20 protein-coding genes and 1 tRNA gene are annotated in these 20,598 nt (G+C 72.5%); 6 read left to right on the top strand and 15 right to left on the bottom strand.

The genetic code is table 11. The features are described 5' to 3' along the window. Window positions 1–55: 55 nt before the first annotated feature. The 5 genes from CK485_RS03885 to clpS form a co-directional block, all read right to left on the bottom strand. On the bottom strand, window positions 56–217 hold the full coding sequence (locus CK485_RS03885) for a putative leader peptide (protein WP_342673453.1): 162 nt from the start codon (window positions 215–217) through the stop codon (window positions 56–58). Window positions 218–326: 109 nt separating this feature from the next. After that, the gene (locus CK485_RS03880; RefSeq protein WP_109446931.1) at window positions 327–752 is read right to left on the bottom strand and encodes a M67 family metallopeptidase; all 426 of its coding nucleotides are present in this window, start codon (window positions 750–752) and stop codon (window positions 327–329) included. Between the two features lie 89 nt (window positions 753–841). Beyond that, a complete protein-coding gene (locus CK485_RS03875; RefSeq protein ID WP_241968151.1) occupies window positions 842–2,257 on the bottom strand; it encodes an amino acid permease in 1,416 nt (471 codons plus the stop codon). Window positions 2,258–2,674: 417 nt separating this feature from the next. Continuing rightward, window positions 2,675–3,265: a DUF2017 domain-containing protein gene (locus tag CK485_RS03870; RefSeq protein ID WP_109446927.1), complete on the bottom strand. Its 591-nt coding sequence runs from the start codon at window positions 3,263–3,265 to the stop codon at window positions 2,675–2,677. 31 nt (window positions 3,266–3,296) lie between these two features. Next, window positions 3,297–3,608 (bottom strand): ATP-dependent Clp protease adapter ClpS, encoded by a 312-nt coding sequence (gene clpS / locus CK485_RS03865; RefSeq protein ID WP_199239222.1) that lies wholly within the window; start codon window positions 3,606–3,608, stop codon window positions 3,297–3,299. A 152-nt stretch (window positions 3,609–3,760) separates the two neighbouring features. Here clpS and CK485_RS03860 point away from each other — a divergent pair, with 152 nt between their 5' ends. Further along, window positions 3,761–5,125 carry a nicotinate phosphoribosyltransferase gene (locus CK485_RS03860; RefSeq protein ID WP_109447557.1) on the top strand — a complete coding sequence of 455 codons (1,365 nt, stop codon included), beginning with the start codon at window positions 3,761–3,763 and terminating at the stop codon, window positions 5,123–5,125. Then, complete coding sequence (locus CK485_RS03855; protein ID WP_109446925.1) at window positions 5,110–5,700, top strand: isochorismatase family protein; 591 nt, start codon at window positions 5,110–5,112, stop codon at window positions 5,698–5,700. Before CK485_RS03860 ends, CK485_RS03855 begins: the two co-directional genes overlap by 16 nt. Window positions 5,701–5,719: 19 nt before the next feature. On the opposite strand, the gene CK485_RS03850 is transcribed toward CK485_RS03855, so the two are convergent. Continuing rightward, window positions 5,720–6,031, bottom strand: a complete 312-nt coding sequence (locus CK485_RS03850; RefSeq protein WP_109446923.1) for a hypothetical protein — start codon at window positions 6,029–6,031, stop codon at window positions 5,720–5,722. Window positions 6,032–6,347: 316 nt separating this feature from the next. Here CK485_RS03850 and CK485_RS03845 point away from each other — a divergent pair, with 316 nt between their 5' ends. After that, window positions 6,348–6,611 (top strand): hypothetical protein, encoded by a 264-nt coding sequence (locus tag CK485_RS03845; RefSeq protein WP_109446921.1) that lies wholly within the window; start codon window positions 6,348–6,350, stop codon window positions 6,609–6,611. Window positions 6,612–6,632: 21 nt separating this feature from the next. Here CK485_RS03845 and CK485_RS03840 read toward each other — a convergent pair whose 3' ends face one another. Together CK485_RS03840 and CK485_RS03835 are read right to left on the bottom strand one after the other, a co-directional pair. After that, window positions 6,633–7,286 carry an RDD family protein gene (locus tag CK485_RS03840; RefSeq protein WP_109446919.1) on the bottom strand — a complete coding sequence of 218 codons (654 nt, stop codon included), beginning with the start codon at window positions 7,284–7,286 and terminating at the stop codon, window positions 6,633–6,635. A gap of 75 nt (window positions 7,287–7,361) precedes the next feature. Next, complete coding sequence (locus CK485_RS03835; RefSeq protein WP_109446917.1) at window positions 7,362–8,723, bottom strand: RDD family protein; 1,362 nt, start codon at window positions 8,721–8,723, stop codon at window positions 7,362–7,364. Between the two features lie 295 nt (window positions 8,724–9,018). Between CK485_RS03835 and CK485_RS03830 the strand changes: the two genes are divergently transcribed. Further along, window positions 9,019–9,495 carry an SsgA family sporulation/cell division regulator gene (locus CK485_RS03830; protein WP_109446915.1) on the top strand — a complete coding sequence of 159 codons (477 nt, stop codon included), beginning with the start codon at window positions 9,019–9,021 and terminating at the stop codon, window positions 9,493–9,495. Between the two features lie 20 nt (window positions 9,496–9,515). Here the strand turns inward: CK485_RS03830 and CK485_RS03825 are convergent, their stop codons facing one another. Both CK485_RS03825 and hppD read right to left on the bottom strand, forming a co-directional pair. Then, on the bottom strand, window positions 9,516–10,883 hold the full coding sequence (locus CK485_RS03825; RefSeq protein WP_109446913.1) for an FAD-linked oxidase C-terminal domain-containing protein: 1,368 nt from the start codon (window positions 10,881–10,883) through the stop codon (window positions 9,516–9,518). Window positions 10,884–10,985: 102 nt separating this feature from the next. Beyond that, window positions 10,986–12,098, bottom strand: coding sequence for a 4-hydroxyphenylpyruvate dioxygenase (hppD, locus tag CK485_RS03820; protein WP_109446911.1), 1,113 nt, complete (start codon window positions 12,096–12,098; stop codon window positions 10,986–10,988). A 121-nt stretch (window positions 12,099–12,219) separates the two neighbouring features. Between hppD and CK485_RS03815 the strand changes: the two genes are divergently transcribed. Next, complete coding sequence (locus CK485_RS03815) at window positions 12,220–12,693, top strand: Lrp/AsnC family transcriptional regulator (protein ID WP_109446909.1); 474 nt, start codon at window positions 12,220–12,222, stop codon at window positions 12,691–12,693. 53 nt (window positions 12,694–12,746) lie between these two features. On the opposite strand, the gene CK485_RS03810 is transcribed toward CK485_RS03815, so the two are convergent. The 3 genes from CK485_RS03810 to CK485_RS03800 form a co-directional block, all read right to left on the bottom strand. Then, the gene (locus tag CK485_RS03810) at window positions 12,747–13,529 is read right to left on the bottom strand and encodes a S16 family serine protease (RefSeq protein WP_109446907.1); all 783 of its coding nucleotides are present in this window, start codon (window positions 13,527–13,529) and stop codon (window positions 12,747–12,749) included. A 60-nt stretch (window positions 13,530–13,589) separates the two neighbouring features. Further along, on the bottom strand, window positions 13,590–14,279 hold the full coding sequence (locus CK485_RS03805) for a helix-turn-helix domain-containing protein (RefSeq protein ID WP_109446905.1): 690 nt from the start codon (window positions 14,277–14,279) through the stop codon (window positions 13,590–13,592). A gap of 297 nt (window positions 14,280–14,576) precedes the next feature. After that, complete coding sequence (locus tag CK485_RS03800; RefSeq protein ID WP_109446903.1) at window positions 14,577–16,358, bottom strand: DEAD/DEAH box helicase; 1,782 nt, start codon at window positions 16,356–16,358, stop codon at window positions 14,577–14,579. 255 nt (window positions 16,359–16,613) lie between these two features. On the opposite strand from CK485_RS03800, the gene CK485_RS03795 reads away from it, so the two are divergent. Further along, a tRNA-Cys gene (locus tag CK485_RS03795) sits at window positions 16,614–16,685 on the top strand. Window positions 16,686–16,799: 114 nt separating this feature from the next. Here CK485_RS03795 and CK485_RS03790 read toward each other — a convergent pair. Together CK485_RS03790 and CK485_RS03785 are read right to left on the bottom strand one after the other, a co-directional pair. Next, window positions 16,800–17,588, bottom strand: a complete 789-nt coding sequence (locus CK485_RS03790) for a transglycosylase SLT domain-containing protein (protein WP_109446901.1) — start codon at window positions 17,586–17,588, stop codon at window positions 16,800–16,802. A 642-nt stretch (window positions 17,589–18,230) separates the two neighbouring features. Beyond that, on the bottom strand, window positions 18,231–20,564 hold the full coding sequence (locus tag CK485_RS03785; RefSeq protein WP_109446899.1) for a xanthine dehydrogenase family protein molybdopterin-binding subunit: 2,334 nt from the start codon (window positions 20,562–20,564) through the stop codon (window positions 18,231–18,233). Between the last annotated feature and the right edge of the window lie 34 nt (window positions 20,565–20,598).

Here is a 20,598-nt window from a genome sequence, read left to right as displayed (position 1 = left end):
TGGGTGAGAGGGCGATGCGTGCGGCGGCTCGGCGCGCGGTTCCGTCACGCCGGGGTCAGGCGCGCGGACAGGCCGCGCTGGCGAGGCGGCACAGATCGACGTGCAGCCGCGCCGCTCCGCCTCCGAAGGCTCCGAGCAGAGCCGAGGCGGAGTGAGCGAGCGCGAGCGCCGCGAGCAGGGTGCCCGGCGCTTGTTCGCTCACGTCGTGGAGAACCATGGGGTCATCGTATCGATTCCCCACGACGGGCCGAGATGGCCGTCCCACCATCCGGGACCGTGGCCCGGCGGTGGCGCGAGCAGGGCGGGCGCCGCGGAGAACGCGCTGGTCAGGCGTAGGACTCCACGACCTCGACCTGTTCCTCGGTGACCACGCCGTCCACGATGCGGAACGAGCGGAACTGGAAGGGGCCGAGTCCGTCGGCGTCGGCGGTGGAGACCAGCACGTAGTGGGCGTTCGGCTCGTTGGCGTAGCTGATGTCGGTGCGCGACGGGTACGCCTCGGTCGCGGTGTGCGAGTGGTAGACGACCACCGGCTCCTCGTCCCGGTCGTCCAGGTCGCGGTAGAGCTTGAGCAGGTCGGTGGAGTCGAACTCGTAGAACGTGGGCGAGCGGGCCGCGTTCAGCATCGGCACGAAGCGCTCGGGCCGGTCGCTGCCGGCCGGGCCCGCGACGATCCCGCACGCCTCGTCGGGGTGGTCGGCGCGGGCGTGGGCGACGATCTCGTCGCGCAGGGCCTGGGTGATGGTCAGCATGGGCGACAGAATAGGCAGACCGCCCCCGGCCGGCCGGGGGCGGTCTCATCAGGCGGTACGCGGAATGGGACACTCCGCGGTCACGCGGCTCACGCCTCGGCGTCCACCGCCGCCTCGGCCGGGCCCACCGCCTCCGTCCTGGGCGCTGCCGCCTCCGTCGCGGGCGGCGTCGCCTCCGCCACGGGCGCCGCCGCGAAGACCTCCGGGGTGCGCGCCTTGAGGACGTAGTACGACACGACCATGATCACGGCCCACACCGGCGCGACGTACAGCGAGACGCGGGTGTCCTTGTCGACGCCCATCAGCACGACGACCAGGCCGATGAAGGCCAGCGCGATCCAGCTGGCCCAGGGCGCCCCCGGCATCCGGAACCCCGAACGCGGCAGCTCGCCGCGGTCGGCCTTGGCGCGGTAGCGGATCTGCGCCGCGAGGATCATGATCCACGCCCACATGCCGGAGATGGTCGCGAAGGAGACGACGTAGGTGAACGCGTCGGACGGCCACTCGTAGTTGATCCAGACGCCGACCAGCATGAAGGCGGCCGAGGCGGTGGTGCCCAGCAGGGGCGTGCCGCTGCTGGTGAGCCTCGCGAACGCCTTCGGGCCCTGCCCGTTGAGCGCCAGGTCGCGCAGCATGCGGCCGGTGGAGTACATGCCGGAGTTGCAGGACGACAACGCGGCCGTCAGCACGACGAAGTTGACGATCCCGGCGCCCAGCGGGAGCCCGATCCTGCCGAACGCGGCCACGAACGGGCTCACGCCGGGCGAGAACTCGGTCCACGGCACGACGGACAGGATGATGATCAGCGAGCCGATGTAGAACAGGCCGATGCGCCACGGGACGGTGTTGATGGCCTTCGGCAGCGTCGTCTTCGGGTCCTTGGACTCGCCCGCGGTGACGCCGACGAGTTCGACGGCGAGGAAGGCGAACATCACGATCTGGAGGGTCATCAGCGTGCCGCCGACGCCGTGCGGGAAGAATCCGTGGAACTGCCACAGGTTGCTCACCGACGCGGTGTCACCGGCCTTGGAGAAGCCGAGTGTCAGCACGCCGATCCCGATGAGGATCATGCCGATGATCGCGGTCACCTTGACCATGGAGAACCAGAACTCCAGCTCGCCGAAGAGCTTCACGGAGATCAGGTTGACCAGGTAGAGCACGACGGTGAAGACCAGCGCCGAGATCCACTGCGGTACGCCGTGCCACCAGTAGTCCACGTAGTTGGCCGCGGCGGTCACCTCGGTGATGCCGGTGACCACCCAGAACAGCCAGTACGTCCAGCCGGTCGCGTAGCCGAAGAACGGGCCGAGGAACTCGCGCGCGTACTCCGAGAAGCTCCCCGACACCGGGCGGTACATGAGCAGTTCGCCCAGCGCCCGCATGATGAGGAAGATGACGACGCCCACGACCGCGTAGGCGAGGACGAGGCTGGGTCCGGCCTTCGAGATGGCCTTGCCCGCGCCCAGGAACAGGCCGGTGCCGATCGCGCCGCCGATGGCGATCATCTGGATCTGCCGGTTGCCCAGGCCGCGTTGGTAGCCCTCCGCCGGAGCCTCGGTCCGGTCGGTGTCGCCGCTGTCAGGGGTGCGGGCGTTGTCGGCGTCTTCGATCGCCGAGGTGACCTGCTTCGAGGTCATGGTGTGCTGCGCCTTTCTCCACGTCTGTACTGGCCCCGATGGAGTGCGCGCCGGCGATCGGCCGGCCCAGCGCCCGCCACCGTGGGACAGGGGTGGCGTCCTGGCGGCTGGTCGTGAAGTCCTATCACGGGCTTTTCGGTCACCACGGAGCGTGGTGGTGGCGGACACCACACCACACGTGGGACGAAAAGGACGGAAGCCACCAAAGGCGGACAGCGTGAGTGACGCGATCGTTATACGGAGTTGAGCGTCCGCTGAGCGAACGCCCCCCCTGCCAGGCCCGCGTCAGGGCGTCAGCGTCTCGATCAGCGTCTCCTGGAGACCGCCGAGCCACATGTACGCCATCATCAGCGGCTTGCGGGGATCCTCGTCCGGCAGCCGGTACAGGTCGCCGTCCGGGTCCTCGTCCACGTCCAGCCGGGTCCCTATGGTCAGCCGCAGGTCGTTGAGCGTGCCGAGCCAGCGGCGCGACTCCTGGTCCGACAGGGTGAGCAGCGCGGCGCGGTTCCGGGCCGGGTCGAGGGCGTCGAGCGAGCGGACCACCGCGAGCGCGTCGTCGCGTTTGCGGGCGCGCAGGTCGTTCTCGGTGTAGCGGCGGAACTCCGAGGACGCCGCCAGCGCCTCGTCGTCGGCCTTGCCCTCGGGGTCGACGTAGGCGTCCGGGAAGAGCCGGGCCAGCGCGGGGTCCACGGGGCGTTCCGTGGGGCCCTCGGCGAACAGCTCGGCGAGCGGGTCGTCGCCCGGTTCGGGCCCGGCGGGGCCGGGGCCGACGAGTTCGAGGAACTGGACGGTGAGGCTGCGCAGGATGGAGATCTCCACCTCGTCCAGCGCGATCGCGGCGCCGCCGTCGGGGGCGGTTTCGAAGTATCCGGCCATGAGGCCCGTCAAGTCTCCCAGCTGGGTCGGGTCAGCGGTCCTGGGTGAGCGTGGCCCACAGACCGTAGCCGTGCATGGCCTGCACGTCGCGCTCCATCTCCTCACGGCTGCCCGTGGAGACGGCGGCGCGACCCTTGTTGTGCACGTCCATCATCAGCTTCTTGGCCTTGTCCTTCGAGTAACCGAAGTAGGCCTGGAAGACGTAGGTGACGTAGCTCATCAGGTTGACCGGGTCGTTGTGGACGACCGTCACCCAGGGGACATCGGGGGAAGGCACCTCGAAGGGCGCTTCGCTCGACTCGGTCTGCTCGATTTCCGCGGGGGCGACACTCACGCTTCCCATGCTGCCACTTCGGTGCGGCCGTTGCGATCGCGCGGGGGCCTTGGCGCCCGCCGCCCGACGCGCCGTACGATCATCACAGGAAGGGAAATCGTCACTCTGACGACTAGTGGGGGTAGGATCCGGCCATGAACTCTCCAGACGGGCCCGACCGGCTGACCGGTTCCGCCCTGGGACTGCCGGTGGCCGTGCCGTCCACGGCGCTGTTCACCGACCGGTACGAGCTGACCATGCTGCAGGCCGCTCTGCACAGCGGCGCGGCGCACCGGCGCTCGGTCTTCGAGGTCTTCACCCGGCGGCTGCCGGAGGGCCGCCGCTACGGGGTGGTCGCCGGGACCGGGCGGGTGCTGGACGCGGTGGAGAACTTCCGGTTCGACGACGACGTGCTGGGCTTCCTGGCCCGCGAGAAGGTCGTGGACCGGGCCACCCTCGACTGGCTGGCCGATTTCCGCTTCCGCGGCGACATCCACGGCTACCCCGAGGGCGAGGTGTACTTCCCCGGCTCTCCGATCATGCGGGTCGAGGGCACGTTCGCCGAGGGGGTGCTGCTGGAGACGGTGGTGCTGTCGATCCTCAACCACGACTCGGCGGTCGCCGCGGCCGCGTCCCGGATGGCGGTGGCCGCCGGGGGGCGCCCGCTGATGGAGATGGGCGCCCGGCGCACCCACGAACTCGGCGCCGTCGCCTCCTCGCGCGCCGCCTACGTCGGCGGCTTCACCACCACCTCCGACCTGGCCGCGGGCTTCCGCTACGGCATCCCGACCGTCGGCACCAGCGCGCACGCGTTCACCCTGCTGCACGACACCGAGCGCGACGCCTTCCGGGCCCAGGTGCAGTCCATGGGCAGCGGCACGACGCTGCTGGTCGACACCTACGACGTGGCCGAGGCGGTGCGGACCGCGGTCGAGGTCGCAGGGCCCGAGCTGGGCGCGGTGCGCATCGACTCCGGCGACCTGCTGCTGCTCGCCCACCGGGTCCGCCAGCAGCTGGACGACCTGGGCGCGGCCAAGACCCGCATCGTGGTCACCTCCGACCTGGACGAGTACGCCATCGCCTCGCTCGCGGCGGCTCCGGTGGACGCCTACGGGGTGGGCACCTCGCTGGTCACCGGCAGCGGCCACCCGACCTGCTCGATGGTCTACAAGCTGGTGGCCAGGGCCGGCGAGGGGGACGACGAGCTGGTGGCGGTCGCCAAGAAGTCGATGGGCACGAAGACCTCGGTGGGCGGCCGCAAGTGGGCGGCCCGCCGGCTGGACGAGGACGGCGTGGCGGAGGCCGAGGTGGTCGGCACCGGGCCGGTCCCGGCCGATCTCCAGGACCGGCGGCTGCTGGTGCCGCTGGTCGTGCGCGGCGAGGTCGTGGGACGCGAGCCGCTGGAGGCGGCCCGCACCCGGCACATCGAGGCGCGGGCCGGGCTGCCGCTGTCGGCGACCCAGCTCTCGCGTGGCGAGCCGGTCATCCCGACGGAGTTCGTGACGGCGGGAACCGGGGAAGGACGGGCGTCATGCAGCGGGCACTGATCGTGGTGGACGTGCAGAACGACTTCTGCGAGGGCGGCAGCCTGGCCGTCGCGGGCGGCGCGGGGGTGGCCGCCGCCGTCACCGACCTGGTCGCCCAGGCGCAGCCGGGCTACCGGCACGTCGTGGCGACCCGCGACCACCACGTGGACCCCGGCGCGCACTTCTCCGGCCGCCCGGACTACGTGCACACCTGGCCGCGGCACTGCGTGGCCGGGACCGAGGGCGCCGGGTTCCACCCGAACTTCGCGCCCGCGGTGGCGTCCGGCGGGGTCGAGGCGGTCTTCGACAAAGGCGCGTACGCGGCGGCGTACAGCGGCTTCGAGGGCACCGACGAGCACGGCACCGGGCTCGCGGACTGGCTGCGGCAGCGGGACGTCGCGGAGGTCGACATCGTGGGGATCGCCACCGACCACTGCGTGCGGGCCACCGCGCTGGACGCGGCGCGCGAGGGGTTCACGGTACGGGTGCTGCTGGAGCTGACCGCGGGGGTCGCGCCGCGGACCACGGCGCGGGCGCTGGAGGAGATGCGCGCGGCCGGGGTGACGCTGGTGGGCGAGCCCGTGGTGGGCGGGTAGGGCCGAGGCCAGGCCGCGGCTACGCGCGCAGGGCGCTCAGCGGCTGCCACAGGTCGGTGTCGCAGGCCTTGCTGCGGCGCCAGACCATGCCGTCCGGGTGGTGCAGCACGGCCGATATCTCGTCGGGGGTGGGCGGCTCGGCGTTGCCGGTGAGGCGGACCGAGCGGAAGCCCAGGTTCCGGATCCGGGTCAGGGCGCGCTGGCGGTTGGCGGCGTGGACCAGGACGCGTATCGTGCCGGTTCCGCCGTGCCGTGCCGCGTCAGGGTGCGGCAGCGTCAGCGCGACCACCACGCTGCCGCTCGGAAGTCTGCTGAATCCACCAGGTGCCACGTCCCGTCCCGCTCTCTCCCCCGGTTCCCCCGGCGCTCCCCTGCTTCGATGATCGGGCCGGACGCCCCGGACGCGCCAGGCGAGGGCGGCCGGACGGAGGGCCGGCGGAGCCGCTTTCCGGTCACTTGCCGCCGTCACGGCTGGGGCTCACGGGGCGGTGTGAATCCGTGCGCCCCTTGTGCATCGCACCAGGAGTGAGGTCGCGCTTACCGGGCGTTCCCATCGGGCATGCGGACTCGTAGAGTCTTCAGGGCGGCACCGCCACGCCCTGACCGACGTACGAGCCACACCCCCCGTATCGAGGACGGATTCCGCCATGCCGCGTCCGACCCGCGTCCAGTGCGCCTCTGGTTCGGCCACCGTCGTCCTGTCGACCCTGGCGATGCTGCTCTTGTCCGGAGTGCACGAAGGCCCCGGTGTGATCGTCATAGCGCTGGCCGGGCTGGCGCTCGGGCTGCTCGTCGCCCTCACCGTGGCGATGCCACGCGCCCTGCGGACCCCCGAGCCACCGGGCGCGGCCGCGGAACCTGCCCCGCCGTCCCGCCCGGCCGCCCGCACCCCGGTGTCGCTGCGCCGCTGAGGCCCGCCCACGGGTCCGCGCTCAGGCCGTCGAGACCACGACCGTCTTCGCCGACTTGTCGTGCAGGCACTGGTGGTACGGCTTGTCCCACAGGCACCACAGGACGTTCACCAGCCAGAACAGCGAACCGCAGCACGGCACGATGGGCGGCAGCGCGTAGACGGCCGCCCGGGTCCAGCCGGGCTGACCGGCCGGGGTGGTGCCGTTCTCCAGCATGGCCACGCGGATCTTCATCGCCATCTTGCCGAAGGTCTGGCCCCGGGTGGTGAGCATGTAGCCGTCGTAGAGGAAGTAGACGACGGCGTAGATCAGCTCCTCCCAGAAGCTGCGCCCGGTGTTGTTGTAGTTGTAGCCGCCGAAGCCGAAGCCCAGGATGATGCCGAGCGGGATGCCGACGATCAACGCGTCGATGATCCGGGCCAGCAGACGGCGCGGCCGGGCGGCCAGCGGCGGCATCCCGGCCAGCGGATCGGGGGCCTGCGTGCCGTACGAGGCGTCGTACGGCGGCGGGGTGCCGGTGCCGCCGCCGAAGGGCTGTTCGGCCGGTCCGGGGGGCGGGGCACCGTACGGCCCGCCGGAGCCGTAGGGCGTGCCCTCGCCGCCTTCCGGCCGCTTCCCCAACGGGTCTTCGGGCGGCTGGTCGCCCGAGCCGGGCGGCGGCTGATCGGTACTCATGCACCGAGTCAAACCCGGCCGCCGCGCCCCCGCCCGCGCTCCTGGCCCGTTCGGGGGACGCAGGGGAGGAGGCGGTCAGGAGCCGCCGGCGACGAAGGTGCGGGCGGCCTTGTCGTGCCAGCACTGCCGCCAGGGGCGGTCGAACAGGCACCACACGTCGTTGACCACACCGATCACCAGCAGGTGCAGGACCAGGCGCACCAGCATCCGGCGCAGCGACCGGCCGAAGCCCGGCGTGAGCTGCGACTCGATGTCCAGCACCCGCACACCCAGCAGCCTCTTGCCCAGCGTGCGGCCCCAGCGGGCGGTCGGCAGCGCCTCGTAGAGCAGTCCGGCGACGAGCAGGACGGCCAGCACGATGCCGAGGTAGAGGCCGGTCGTGCCGTCGATCAGCCAGATCTGCACGTTCTCACCGCTGAGCCGGGCGGCGTCGATCTTGTGCTGGAGGTGCCGGACGGACGCGGTCACCAGCGGGAACGTGGCGGCGCCGACGACCGCGCCGAGCACGACGGTGTCCACGATCCCGGCGAGCAGGCGGCGGCCGGGGCCCGCGGGGCGGTCCGGCTCCTGGGCGGCGAGGAAGGGGTTGCTCGGGGCGGCCGGCGGGCGCCAGGGCACCGGGTGCGCCTCGGCGGCCTCGCCCGCCGCGTCCTGCGCGGGTGCCGCCAGCCGCTGCACCTGGCGCTGCCATGGCACGGCGGGGTCGCCGGAGCCGCTCCGCGGCTGCGGGTAGCCGTAACTGCCGGGCGCGGCCGGTGCGTTGCCCTGCGGGTAGCCGTAGCCCCCGGCGGGCGCGGCGGGGGGCGCGGTGCGCGGGTACCCGTAACCACTCTCACGAGCGACCCCCGCGCCGGGGGCGGGCGCGGAGGCGGCAGGCGCGGAGGCGACGGGGGCCGAGGCGGGCGGGGCCGACTCCGCGGCCTGCGCGCCGGAAGCCGGGGCGGCGGGCTGCGCACCGGAAGGCGGGGCGGGCGCGGGCGGCGTCGGCGCGGCCCCGGCGGGCGACGCCGCTTCGGCCTGCGAACTCCCGCCCTGCTCCGCCCCCTTGGCGTCCTGCGAGCCCCACGCCACCCGGCGCGCGTCCTCGCCCACGCCGGACTGCCGTGCCGGGTCCGCCTTCCATGCCGACTCCCCCGCGGCCCGCTCGCCGTGCTGCGCGACCGGCGCGGCGGGGTCCTCGTCCAGGAACATCGGGCCGGACTCCTCGACCGACGCGGGCGGCCTGACGGGCGCGGGAGCGGGGGCGGGCGCGGGGGCGGAGGAGGCCGCCGAGACGGCCGCGGCCGGCGGGGTCAGCACCTCGCCCGGCGCGGGCTGCGGGCGACTGGTGCCGGGCACCCATGCGGAGCCGTTCCAGTACCGGACATAGCCCGGGATCGACGGGTCCGGGTAGTACCCCTCACGAGGTGATTCCGCTCCGCCACCGGAGGTCGACAATGCCCCCAACTCCCCTCTGCGCCAAGTACCCGGGGGAAGACACTAACGAAGAACGCGCGCCCCCGAAGCCGGATCAATCGGACGTTCGCCCACCGAACGCGCGCGCCCGGCGCGCGTTCGGGCCGAGCGCCCCTTTAGCCGTTGCGCGCCGGGCCCGGGAGACGTTCCGAAAAACCCAACACAGTCCGCGCAAGTCGCGTAATGGTGTGGGGAGTATGCGCTCTCTCCCGGTGCGGCCCCCGCAGCGCCCGCTGCGTCACTCCGCCAGGGGTCGCCGAGGAAAGGACGTCTCTTCATGCACACCGTGGTGGAACGCGAACTCGAACTGAACCTGGTGCTCTCCCCCGAGCGCAGCGTGCCGGTGCCCGCCCGGCTGGTCTACCGGGCCGACGATCCGTTCGCCGTGCACATCACCTTCCACATCGGCTCCGACTCCCCGGTGAACTGGACGTTCGCCAGGGAGCTGCTGGTCGAAGGGGTGTTCCGGCCGTGCGGGCACGGGGACGTGCGGATCTGGCCGGCGAAGGTGGAGGGCCGCAGCGTGGTGTGCCTCGCGCTCAGCTCCCCGGACGGCAACGCGCTGCTGGAGGCGGCGTCCTCGCCGGTGGCGGCCTGGCTGGAGCGGACGTTGCGCGTCGTGCCGCCCGGCACCGAGCACGAGCAACTGGGGATGGAGGACGGCCTGAGCCGGCTGCTGGCACCGACCACGCGCGACGAGCTGTGGCCGCGCGATCCATGGCCGGGCGACGACGCGCCGGAGGGCGGTGCCTGACGGCGGCCGGGGAGCGGGGGTCAGAACAGCTTGCCCGGGTTGAGCAGCCCGAGGGGGTCGAAGACCTGCTTGACGCCGCGCTGCAACTCCAGCGCCACCGGGCCGAGTTCGCGGGCCAGCCAGTCCTTCTTCAGCACGCCGACGCCGTGTTCGCCGGTGATGGTGCCGCCGAGTTCGAGGCCGAGCGCCATGATCTCGTCGAAGGACGCGCGGGCCCGCCGGGTCTGGTCGGCGTCGGCCGGGTCGAAGCAGACCACCGGGTGGGTGTTGCCGTCGCCCGCGTGCGCGCACACCCCAATGACCAGGTCGTACCGGTCGGCGATGGCGGCCACGCCGTCCAGCATCCGGGCCAGCCGGGAGCGCGGCACCGCGACGTCGTCGATCATCGTGGTGCCGGTGGCGCGTTCCAGGGCGGGCAGCGCGCAGCGCCGTGCCTGGAGCAGCAGTTCGGACTCCGCCGCGTCCTCGGCGGGCACCACCGCGCTCGCCCCGGCCCCTGCGCACAGCGCCGCGACGGCGGCGAGGTCGGCCGCGGGGTCGGGGGTGTCGAACGCGGCGAGCAGCAGGGCCTCGGTCGTGTCCGGCAGGCCCATGCGCGTCATGTCGTTGACGGCCCGCACCGTCGTGCGGTCCATGAGTTCCAGCAGCGAGGGGACGTGGCCTCCTTCCGCGATCGCGCACACCGCGTCGCAGGCGGCGGCGACCGAGGGGAACTCCGCGGCCAGCGCCAGTTGCGCGGGCGGGGTGGGCTTGAGGGCGAGCACCGCGCGCACCACGATGCCCAGGCTGCCCTCGGATCCCACGAACAGCCGGGTCAGGTCGTAGCCCGCGACGCCCTTGGCGGTACGCCGCCCGGTGCGCAGCAGCCGCCCGTCGGCCAGCACGACGTCGAGACCGATCACGTACTCGCTGGTGACCCCGTACTTCACGCAGCACAGGCCGCCCGCGCCGGTGCCGATGTTGCCGCCGATGGTGCACTGCTCCCAACTGGAGGGATCCGGCGGGTAGTACAGGCCCTCGGCGGCTGCCGCGCGGGACAACTCGGCGTTGACGACACCGGGTTCCACGACGGCGACCCGGTCGACGGTGTCGATCTCCAGGATGCGGTTCATCCGCGTCAGCGACAGCACCACGCAGCCGTCGGAGGCGTTGGCGGCCCCCGACAGGCCGGTGCGGGCGCCCTGCGGGACGACGGGGACGCGCAGTCGCGTGGCGACCCGCATCACGTGCTGGACCTGTTCCACGGTGCGCGGCAGCACCACGACGGCCGGGGTGCCGCTGTCGCAGAAGCTCGCCATGTCGGTGGCGTACGAGGCGGTGATGTCCGGGTCGGCCACCACCGCCTCGTCCGGGAGTCCGGTGCGCAGCAGTGAGATCAGATCGCCCATGGGCTCAGCGTGTCACCGTGCGCCCTGTCAGGGAAGGACTCCCCGTCCCGCGCCGGACCCGGCACGTCGGGCGTGCCGGGCCCGCCTGGCCCGCGGGGCGCGTCACAGGTTGCCGCGGCGCTCCTGCTCGCGCTCGATGGCCTCGAACAGCGCCTTGAAGTTGCCCTTGCCGAAGCCCATGGAGCCGTGGCGCTCGATCATCTCGAAGAAGACGGTCGGGCGGTCCTGGACCGGCTTGGTGAAGATCTGCAGCAGGTAGCCGTCCTCGTCGCGGTCGACCAGGATCTTCAGCTCGCGCAGCGTCTCGACCGGCACCCGGGTCTCGCCGGCCCACTCGCCGAGGGTGTCGTAGTAGGAGTCGGGGGTGTTGAGGAACTCCACGCCCGCCGCCCGCATCGCGCGCACCGAGGCGACGATGTCGTTGGTGGCCAGGGCGATGTGCTGCATGCCGGGGCCGCCGTAGAACTCCAGGTACTCGTCGATCTGGGACTTCTTCTTGGCGATGGCCGGCTCGTTGAGCGGGAACTTCACCTTGCGGGTGCCGTCCGCCACGACCTTGGACATCAGCGCGGAGTACTCGGTGGCGATGTCGTCGCCGACGAACTCCTTCATGTTGGTGAAGCCCATGACGTTGTTGTAGAACGCCACCCACTCGTCCATCTTGCCGAGTTCGACGTTGCCGACGCAGTGGTCGATGGCCTGGAAGCGGCGCGGGCCGGGCTCCACCATGGGCTCGCGGGCCACGTAGCCGGGCAGGTACGGGCCGTCGTAGCCGGTGCGCTCCACCAGGCTGTGGCGGGTCTCGCCGTAGGTGGCGATCGAGGCGATCACCACGGTGCCGTGCTCGTCCTTCAGCTCGTACGGCTCGCGAAGGCCCGTGGCACCGTGCGCGACGGCGTACTCGTAGGCGGCGCGGGCGTCGGGCACCTCGATCGCCAGGTCGATCGCGCCGTCGCCGTGCGCGGCGACGTGGCGCTCCAGGAAGCGGGCCCAGTCGCTGTCGGCCTTGATGACGGAGGTGAACACGAAGCGGGCGCTGCCCGACTCCAGGACGTAACTGGCGGTCTCGCGGCTGCCGTTCTCCGGTCCCGAGTAGGCGACGAGCTTCATGCCGAAGGCGGTCGAGTAGTAGTGCGCGGCCTGCTTGGCGTTGCCGACCGCGAAGACGACGGCGTCCATGCCCTTGACGGGGAAGTTGTCCTGGGTCTGAGTCATGGCAGAAGGGTCTCCCCGTGCCCCATACTGCGCAATAGTTCGCGCATTCGCTGGGCAACCTGTACAGCGAAGAGCGGGATCGACCGGTCAATCTGTGCAGGGTGACCACGGGAGGTGGCGGATGGGCATCGACGCGCTCGACGGGCGTCTGATCCGGTTGCTGGAACGGGAGCCGCGCATCGGCGTCCTGGAGGCGTCCCGGCGCCTGGGCGTGGCCCGCGGCACGGTGCAGGCGCGGCTGGACCGGATGCGGGAGAAGGGGGTGATCCGCGGCTTCGGGCCGCAGGTCGACCCGGCCGCCCTGGGCTATCCGGTGACCGCGTTCGCGACGCTGGAGATCAAGCAGGGCCAGGGCACGGACGTACGGGCGCACCTGGCGGGCGTGCCGGAGGTGCTGGAGCTGCACACCACCACCGGCCAGGGCGACATGCTCTGCCGCCTGGTGGCGCGCTCCAACGCGGACCTGCAACGGGTGATCGACCGCGTGGTCGGCTTCGAGGGCATCGTGCGCGCCGCGACGGCGATCGTCATGGAGAACCCGGTGCCGTTGCGGATCATCCCGCTGGTCGAGCAGGCGTCCCGGGACGCGGACTGACCGGTCCGGACGGGCCGAACGGGGTTCGCGCGGGATTCAGCGCGTGCGCTGCGTCAGCAACTCGGCACCTTGCCACCGGAGTTGAGCGCGGACAGCACCGACAGCGCGTCGTCGAGCGAGGTCACCGGGATCACCTTCAGGCCCGCCGGGGGCAGCGCCTTGGCGTCGGCGCACTCGGCCTTGGGGGTGAGGAAGACGGTGGCGCCGTCGTGCCGGGCCGCCTGCTCCTTGAGCGGGACGCCGCCGACCGCGCCGACCGCGCCGTTGGCGGTGATGGTGCCGGTGCCGGCGATGACCCGGCCGCCGCTCAGGTCGCCGCCGTGGCCGTTGCCGTCGATGCTGTCGACGATGCCCAGGGTGAACATCAGGCCCGCGCTGGGCCCGCCGACGTTGGCCAGTGTCAGGTCGACGTGGACCTTCTTCGGGGACAGGCCCAGATGACCCAGGGCCGCCGAGGTGGCCGCGTCCTGCGACTGCTGCATCTCTCGCGCGTTGACCTGGTCGGCCTGCTGGGCCGAGCCCTGGTAGACGGCGCTGCGCGGCATGGCGGCCTCGTCGGTCCTGAACCACGCCCTGGCCACGTCCAGGAAGTGCACCGGCGCGTTGGGCGCGGTCGCCTCGATGGTCACCATGCGCAACTGCCCGCTGGTCCTGCGGGTCGGCGTGCCGGTGATCGTGATCACCTTCTGGCCGCTGCTGGAGCCCAGGACGTTCGCGGTCATGCCCGGGTAGGCGATGGTGACCGGGAGCGGTGCGAAGGCCGCCACGCACAGCAGTGCCACGACGACGGCGGAGCAGACGGTGAGGATCCTGGCGCGAGAAGACACGTAGGGCATTACAGCATTCCGCCCGCCCCTCCCCTCGCGTCGCCCGCGTCCCCGGGGGTCACCGATGCCTCATCGCAACGCTTCCGACACCTCCAGGGCGGCTTCCACGACCCGGGCGCCGACCCGTTCGGGCACCGCGTCCGCCAGCATGACCACGCCGACGCTGCCCTCGACGCCGGTCACCCCGGACAGCGGCGCGGCGGCCCCGCTGGCGCCCGCCTCCAGTTCACCGTGGGTCAGGACGTACGGCGGCGGCGCGGGGCGGTCGCCGTCGCGGGGCTGCGGGGGCACGGTGGCCAGCGGCTGGGCGGCGCGCTCGCGGGCGCGCAGAATGGCCTTGCCCGCGGCTCCGCGCTCCAGCGGATGACGGAAGCCGGTGCGGTACGCGACGTGGTAGTCGGTCCAGCTCGGCTCGACGACGGCCACCGCGAGCGCGTCGTTGCCGTCGACCAGGGTGAGGTGGGCGGTCGCCCCGACGTCCTCGGCGAGCGAGCGCAGCGCGGGCAGCGCGGCCTCCCGCAGCAGCGGATGCACCTGGTGGGCCAGGCGCAGCACGCCCAGGCCCACCCGGGCCCGGCCGCCGAGGTCGCGGCGGACCAGGGCGTGCTGCTCCAAGGTGGCCAGCAGGCGGTAGACGACGGTGCGGTTGACGCCGAGGCGGCCGGCCAGTTCGGTGACGGTCAGGCCGTGGTCGGTGTCGGCGAGCAGCTTGAGGACCCTCAGGCCCCGGTCCAGCGTCTGTGAGGTCTCCGCGGTCACGACGCCCCCCTATCCGTGAGTGGCGGCTCGTGCTCGGCGGGGGCTGCCCGGGACGGCAGCGCGCGAAGGCCGCCGGTCGCGTGGTTTCCCGGCCGCACTCCGCGGCGACGTTGCCACGGCGCGTGCGTGACGGGACAGTAACCAGGCGTACCGCTCAGCGGAAGGGCAGGTCCACAATCCGGGCGGAGAGCTTTGCCCTCGTTTTAACGGCGCATGGAGGGCACCCGCGAGCGTGGTGACAGGGCAGGTCGCGCGGCGCGGACGGCGGCGCGGGGGGAGCAGGGCGGGCGGGCCCGTTCAACGCATCCGGGTCGCCCACTCCTGGACCTTCTTGATGCGCTCCTCGATCTGCCCGGCCGTCGCCTCCGCCGAGGGCGGCCCGCCGCACACCCGGCGCAGCTCGTTGTGGATGACGCCGTGCGGCTTGCCGCTCTGGTGGGTGTAGGCGGACACCATCGTGTTGAGCCGCTTGCGCAGCTCCAGCAGTTCCTTGTGGGTGACGATCGGCCGCCGTTCGGCGGGCAGCTCGATCAGGTCGGCCTCCGCGTCCGGCTTCTTGCGGCTGTGCGCGATCTGACGGGCCTGCCGCCGCTGGAGCAGCATCTGCACCTGGTCCGGCTCCAGCAGGCCGGGGATGCCCAGGTAGTCCTGCTCCTCCTCGCTGCCGGGGTGGGCCTGCATGCCGAACTCGGCGCCGTCGTAGAGCACCCGGTCGAAGACCGCGTCGGACTCCAGCGCCTCGAACGGCAGTTGGTCCTCGGTCGCCTCGTCCTGCTGCTTGTCCGCCTCGGCGAGGAGCTTGTCCTCCTCAGCGTACGGGTCCTCCTCGCCGCCGTCCTTCCTCGGCTTGTCGAGCACGTGGTCGCGCTCGGCCTCCATCTCGCCCGCGAAGCCCAGCAGCATCGGGATCGTGGGCAGGAAGACCGAGGCGGTCTCGCCGCGCCGCCTGGAGCGTACGAAGCGGCCCACCGCCTGTGCGAAGAACAGCGGGGTGGAGATCGTCGTGGCGTACACCCCGACCGCAAGCCGCGGCACGTCGACGCCTTCCGAGACCATGCGGACCGCGACCATCCAGCGGTCCTCGCTGCCGCTGAACTCGTCGATGCGCTTGGAGGCGCCCGCGTCGTCGGACAGCACCACGGTCGCCCTGGTGCCGGTGATCTCCCGGATCAGCTTCGCGTACGCGCGCGCCGAGTCCTGGTCGGAGGCGATGACCAGGCCGCCCGCGTCGGGGATGGACTTGCGCACCTCGGTCAGCCGCTGGTCGGCGGCGCGCAGCACGTTGGGGATCCACTCGCCGGTCGGTGACAGCGCGGTGCGCCAGGCCTGGCCGATGGCGTCCTTGGTCATCGGCTCGCCGAGCCGCGCGGCGATCTCGTCGCCCGCCTTGGTGCGCCAGCGCATGTTGCCGCTGTAGGAGAGGAAGATGACCGGCCGCACCACGCCGTCCGCGAGCGCGTTGCCGTAGCCGTAGGTGTAGTCGGCTGACGAGCGGCGGATGCCGTCGGAGCCCTCGACGTAGGCGACGAAGGGGATCGGGTTGGTGTCGGAGCGGAACGGTGTGCCGGTCAGCGCGAGCCGCCGGGCCGCGGGCTCGAACGCCTCGAAGCACGCCTCGCCCCACGACTTGGTGTCACCGGCGTGGTGGATCTCGTCGAGGATGACGAGGGTCTTGCGCTGCTCGCAGCGGTTGCGGTGCAGCATCGGCCGCACGCCGACGCCCGCGTAGGTGACGGCGACGCCGTGGTACTCCTTCGAGACCGGGCCGGCGCTGTAGTCCGGGTCGAGCTTGATCCCTATCCTGGCCGCCGCCTCGGCCCACTGCTTCTTCAGGTGCTCGGTCGGCGCGACCACGGTGACCTGCTGGACGACGTGGTTGTGCAGCAGGTACGAGGCGAGGGTCAGCGCGAACGTGGTCTTGCCGGCCCCCGGCGTCGCCACCGCGAGGAAGTCGCGCGGCTGCTCGGCGATGTAGCGGTCGAGCGCGGCCTGCTGCCAGGCACGCAGTTTGCCCGCGGTACCCCAGGGGGCGCGGCCGGGGAAGGCGGGCGAGAGGTGGTGGGAGGCGGTCGTGGTCACGGTCTCCGGTCCGTCTCTCGTCGGTTAGGTACGAAAACCGTGACAGCCTACCGGCCCGGGACCGCCCCGCCCGAACGTGAACGCGGTATGGCGGTCACGTTGCTTTCCCCGCGCGGCCGTTGACCCCGCCCGGGAGCCGGGGCCTATCGTCTGAGACGTCGGAGAAACCCGGGGCAATCCGGAGGACTACCGATGAAGTGCGAAGAAGCGCCGCGAAGGCGCCCGAAGCGGGCGTCGTACGTGCGGTGCCAACACGGCCGTGTGCCCGAGTGGTTGAGGGGCTCGCCTGCAAAGCGAGTTACGCGGGTTCAATTCCCGCCACGGCCTCCGACGAAGTGCCGAACGCGTCAACGGCCGGGGCCCGCAATCCCTTTACGGATTGCGGGCCCCGGCCGTCGGCAGTGCCGGTCGGCGCCGGTGAATCGGCGCGCGTGAATTCGATCAGTACGCCGAGTTCACGTTGTCGATGGAACCGTAGCGGTGGGCGGCGTAATTGCACGCGGCCACGATGTTCGCCACCGGGTCGTACAGGTTGTTCGCGGTGCCGGAGACGTGGTACTCGTCGAACGTGGGCTGGATCACCTGGAGAAGGCCCTTGGAGGGAATGCCGTTCTTCGCGTTGATGTCCCAGTCGTTGATCGCGTTCGGGTTACCGCTGGACTCCCGCATGACGTTGCGGTGAATGCCCTCGTACGTGCCGGGGATGTTGTGCTGGTGCATGATCGCCAGCGCGTGGTTGATCCAGCCGTTGAGGTTGTTCGCGTAACTCGGGGCGGCCGCGACGGGCTTGCGCTGCTCGGAGCGGTTGGCGGCCGGCTTGTCGGCCTTGCGCTCCTTGGCGGCCTCGTCCTTGGCGGCCTTGGCGGCCTTGTCCCGGGCAGCCTTGTCCGCGGCGGCCTTGGCGTCGTCGGCCTTCTTCTGGGCGGCCTGGGACTTCGGGAGGTCGTTGTTGCCGGTCTGCTTGCCGGTGACGGCGAGGCCGTCCGCGACGCTGGGCTGGATGTGCTTGCCGTCGCCGGTGTGACCCGACCCGTTCCACGCCATCGCGACACCCATCACGGGGTTGCTCGGGTTGGCTGCGTGAGCCGACGCCGGTACGACCGTGAAGGCCAGGACGGAGGCTCCGGCGACGGCCACACCGGCCGCGGAGAGCTTCTGCTTCCGGGTCATGCGCGCGGTGGAGTTCTGGTAAGTCCGGGTCAGGCGGTTGAAAGCGGCGGGAATGGGCATGGGGTGGTTGTCCTCTTCCGGTCGGAGTCGCAGTCGTCGGCAGGGCGAGTCGCAGTCGCCCGTCCGGCAAAAAGCGCCGCGTGTCAGATACGCGGCGCCCTGCGGCTCGGTAATTGTTAGCGACCGGAAAATCGCGTGGCAAAGGTGTGACGTACTACCGGTCTTCGTTGAATCTCCGTAACGGCGGGGCGCGAAATAGCGCGCCCGAGGCTTTGTACGCCCGTTCACCCGGTCTTTATAACCCCACTACACATCTTCGTAAGTGATCCACGCCCTATGCGGAGGGTCACACGAGGCGGGTCTGATTATCACTCTGCGTCGCCGGACGGGCACGGATCTGGACGCGTCATCGCTACGGTTTTCGGAGCGAGCTGCCACGAATCGGACACGAATGAGGCCTCGACGCGCGTCGAGGCCTCGGATTCCGTGGAATGGGGGGTGCCGGACCACGGAGCACGGGGGGTGCCCTGCGGAGGCGCGGGCGCCGAGGTGTTCAGGCGGGGGCGGTCCCGGGCGCTGGGCAGGCGTGGCCCAGGCCCGGACACACGCGGGGGCCGTGGGGCCGGGGCGCTGAGGAGGCGAGGGCCGCGGGCAGTGAACGCGGAAGCCGGAGCCTGGACGCGCGGCGCCGCAGGCGGCCCGCTACGCCCCCGCCGGCTTCGCCACCGCCGCCTGCGGACGGATCGGCAGCCTGCCCACCGGGCGCCCGGTGGCGGCCCGCACCGCCGAGGCCACCGCGGCCGGGGAGGCCACCACCGGGACCGCGCTGACCGCCTTGGCCCCGAAGGGCGCCACCACGTCCCGTTCCTCGACCAGCTTCACGATGCGCACGGCCGGCGCGTCCAGCGCGGTCGGCAGCGGGTAGCCGGTCAGCGTCGGGCGCTTGATCACCCCGCGCGGTGCCCGCAGGTCCTCCATGAGGGCCATGCCGACGCCCTGGGTGACCCCGGCCTCGATGCGCGCGGCGACCTGCCGCGGGTTGAGCGCCCGGCCCACGTCCTGGGCGACCGCCATCTCGACCACCCGGACCGTGCCCAGCTCGATGTCGACGTCCACCACCGCGCGCACGGCGGCGAAGGCCAGGCCGACGAAGGCGTCGCCGCGGCCGGTCTCGTCCAGGCGCTCGGTGGGGTGCGGGCGGCACTGCGCGGTCGCCCACAGCTCCTTGCCCTCCAGTGCCTCGGCGACCGTGGTGCTCAGCACACCGTCGTACGAGGTGATCTTGCCGTCCGCGATGGCCAGCAGTTCCACCGACATCCCGAACTTGGCCGCCAGCGGTTGCAGCAGCTGGGTGCGGACCATCTTCGCGGCGCGTTCCACCGCACCGCCCGACACCCAGGTGTGCCGTCCGCGGGCGGAGGGTCCGGCGGGCGGCTGGTCGGTGTCGGCGGCCACCACCGAGACCCGCTCGACGCCCAGCACCTCCTGCACGATCTGCCGGGCCAGCGTGGCGAAGCCCTGCCCGGTCTCGACGGCCGCGCAGATCACCGTGGCCTCGCCGTCGGCGACCTTCACGGTGGCGGTGGACACCTCGTCGTGGCCCTCGGCGCCGAGCATGTGCACCATGCCGACGCCGTAGCCCACGCCGCGCCGCACCGCGCCCGGCTCGCCCGCGCCCTCGGGACCGCCCGGCAGCAGCCACTCCGTCTCGTCCTCGGCGTCCGGCAGCGGCGGCAGCTGGGCGTCGCGCACCGCGGTCAGCAGCTCGGCGACCGGAGCCGGGCAGGTCACCGCCTGCCCGGTCGGCAGCAGATCGCCGGTGGACATCACGTTGCGCATGCGGATCTCGGCCGGGTCGAGGCCGAGGCGGGCGGCGAGCTTGTCCATCTGGCCCTCGTACGCGGCGCACACCTGCATCGCGCCCTCGCCGCGCACGTGGCCGGAGGGCGGGTTGTTGGTGCGCACCGCCCAGCCCTCGACGAAGACGTTGGGCACGACGTAGGGCCCGGCGGCGAAGGCGACCGCGGCGGCCAGCGCGTCGGAGGAGGCGTCCGCGTAGGCGCCGGCGTCCAGCAGCAGCTGCGCCTCGACCTTGACGAGCTTGCCCTCGGCGTCCGCGTGGTGGCGGTAGCGCAGCAGCGCCGGGTGGCGGTGGGCGTGGCCGAGGAAGGACTCCTCGCGGGTCGCCACCAGCTTCACCGGGCAGCCGGTGCGCAGCGCCAGCAGGCCGAGCGGCAGCGGGAAGCCGGGATCCTCGCGGTCCGCCATGGCACCGGGCACGCCGGTGACCACGACCTTGACCCGATCCGGCTCCAGGCCGAAGCAGGCGGCGGCCAGGTCGCGGTCGGAGTGCGGGTCGGTCGAGGCCAGGTACAGCTCGACGCCGCCGTCCGGGCGCGGCACGGCGAGCCCGGCCTCGGCGCCGACCGGGGCCGGGTCCTGGCGGCCGACCCGGTACAGGCCCTCGACGATCACCTCGCCGACCGCCTCGGGGTCGCCGCAGCGCAGCGGGATGTGGCGGATCAGGTTGCCGTCGGGATGGAGCGGGGGCGCCTCGAACGCCGTCTCCGGGTCGGTGACCGGCTCCAGCACCTCGTACTCGACCACGATCGCGGCGGCGGCCAGGCGGGCGGTGTCCGGGTGGTCGGCGGCGACGGCGGCGATCGGCTCGCCGTGGTGGCGTACGACGTCGTGCGCGAAGACCGGGCGGTCGGCGACCCGGCGGCCGTGCGTGGCGGCGCCGGGCACGTCGGCGTGGGTGACGACCGCGCGGACGCCCGGCATGGCGGCGGCGGCCGAGGTGTCGAGGGAGACGATGCGCGCGGACGCGTGCGGGGAGCGCAGGACGGCGGCCCACAGCAGGCCCTCGGCCCACAGGTCGGCGGCGTACGGGAAGACGCCCCTGGCCTTCGCCTCCGCGTCGGCGGGCGGGACGGACGCGCCGAGGCCGCGCGGGCGCTCCTCGTCCCCGCCGGCCGCCGGGGTTCCGGACGCGACCGCAGCGGGCGTCGCGGTCACCGCGTCGGGTCCAGTCATCCGGCCTTGTCTCCGATCCGGTCGGTGGTCACGG

Source organism: Streptomyces sp. ICBB 8177 (assembly GCF_003144095.1).
GTDB lineage: Bacteria > Actinomycetota > Actinomycetes > Streptomycetales > Streptomycetaceae > Streptantibioticus_D.
Note: the sequence above shows the minus strand (reverse complement) of the source record. Positions and strands in the feature narration are given on the sequence as shown.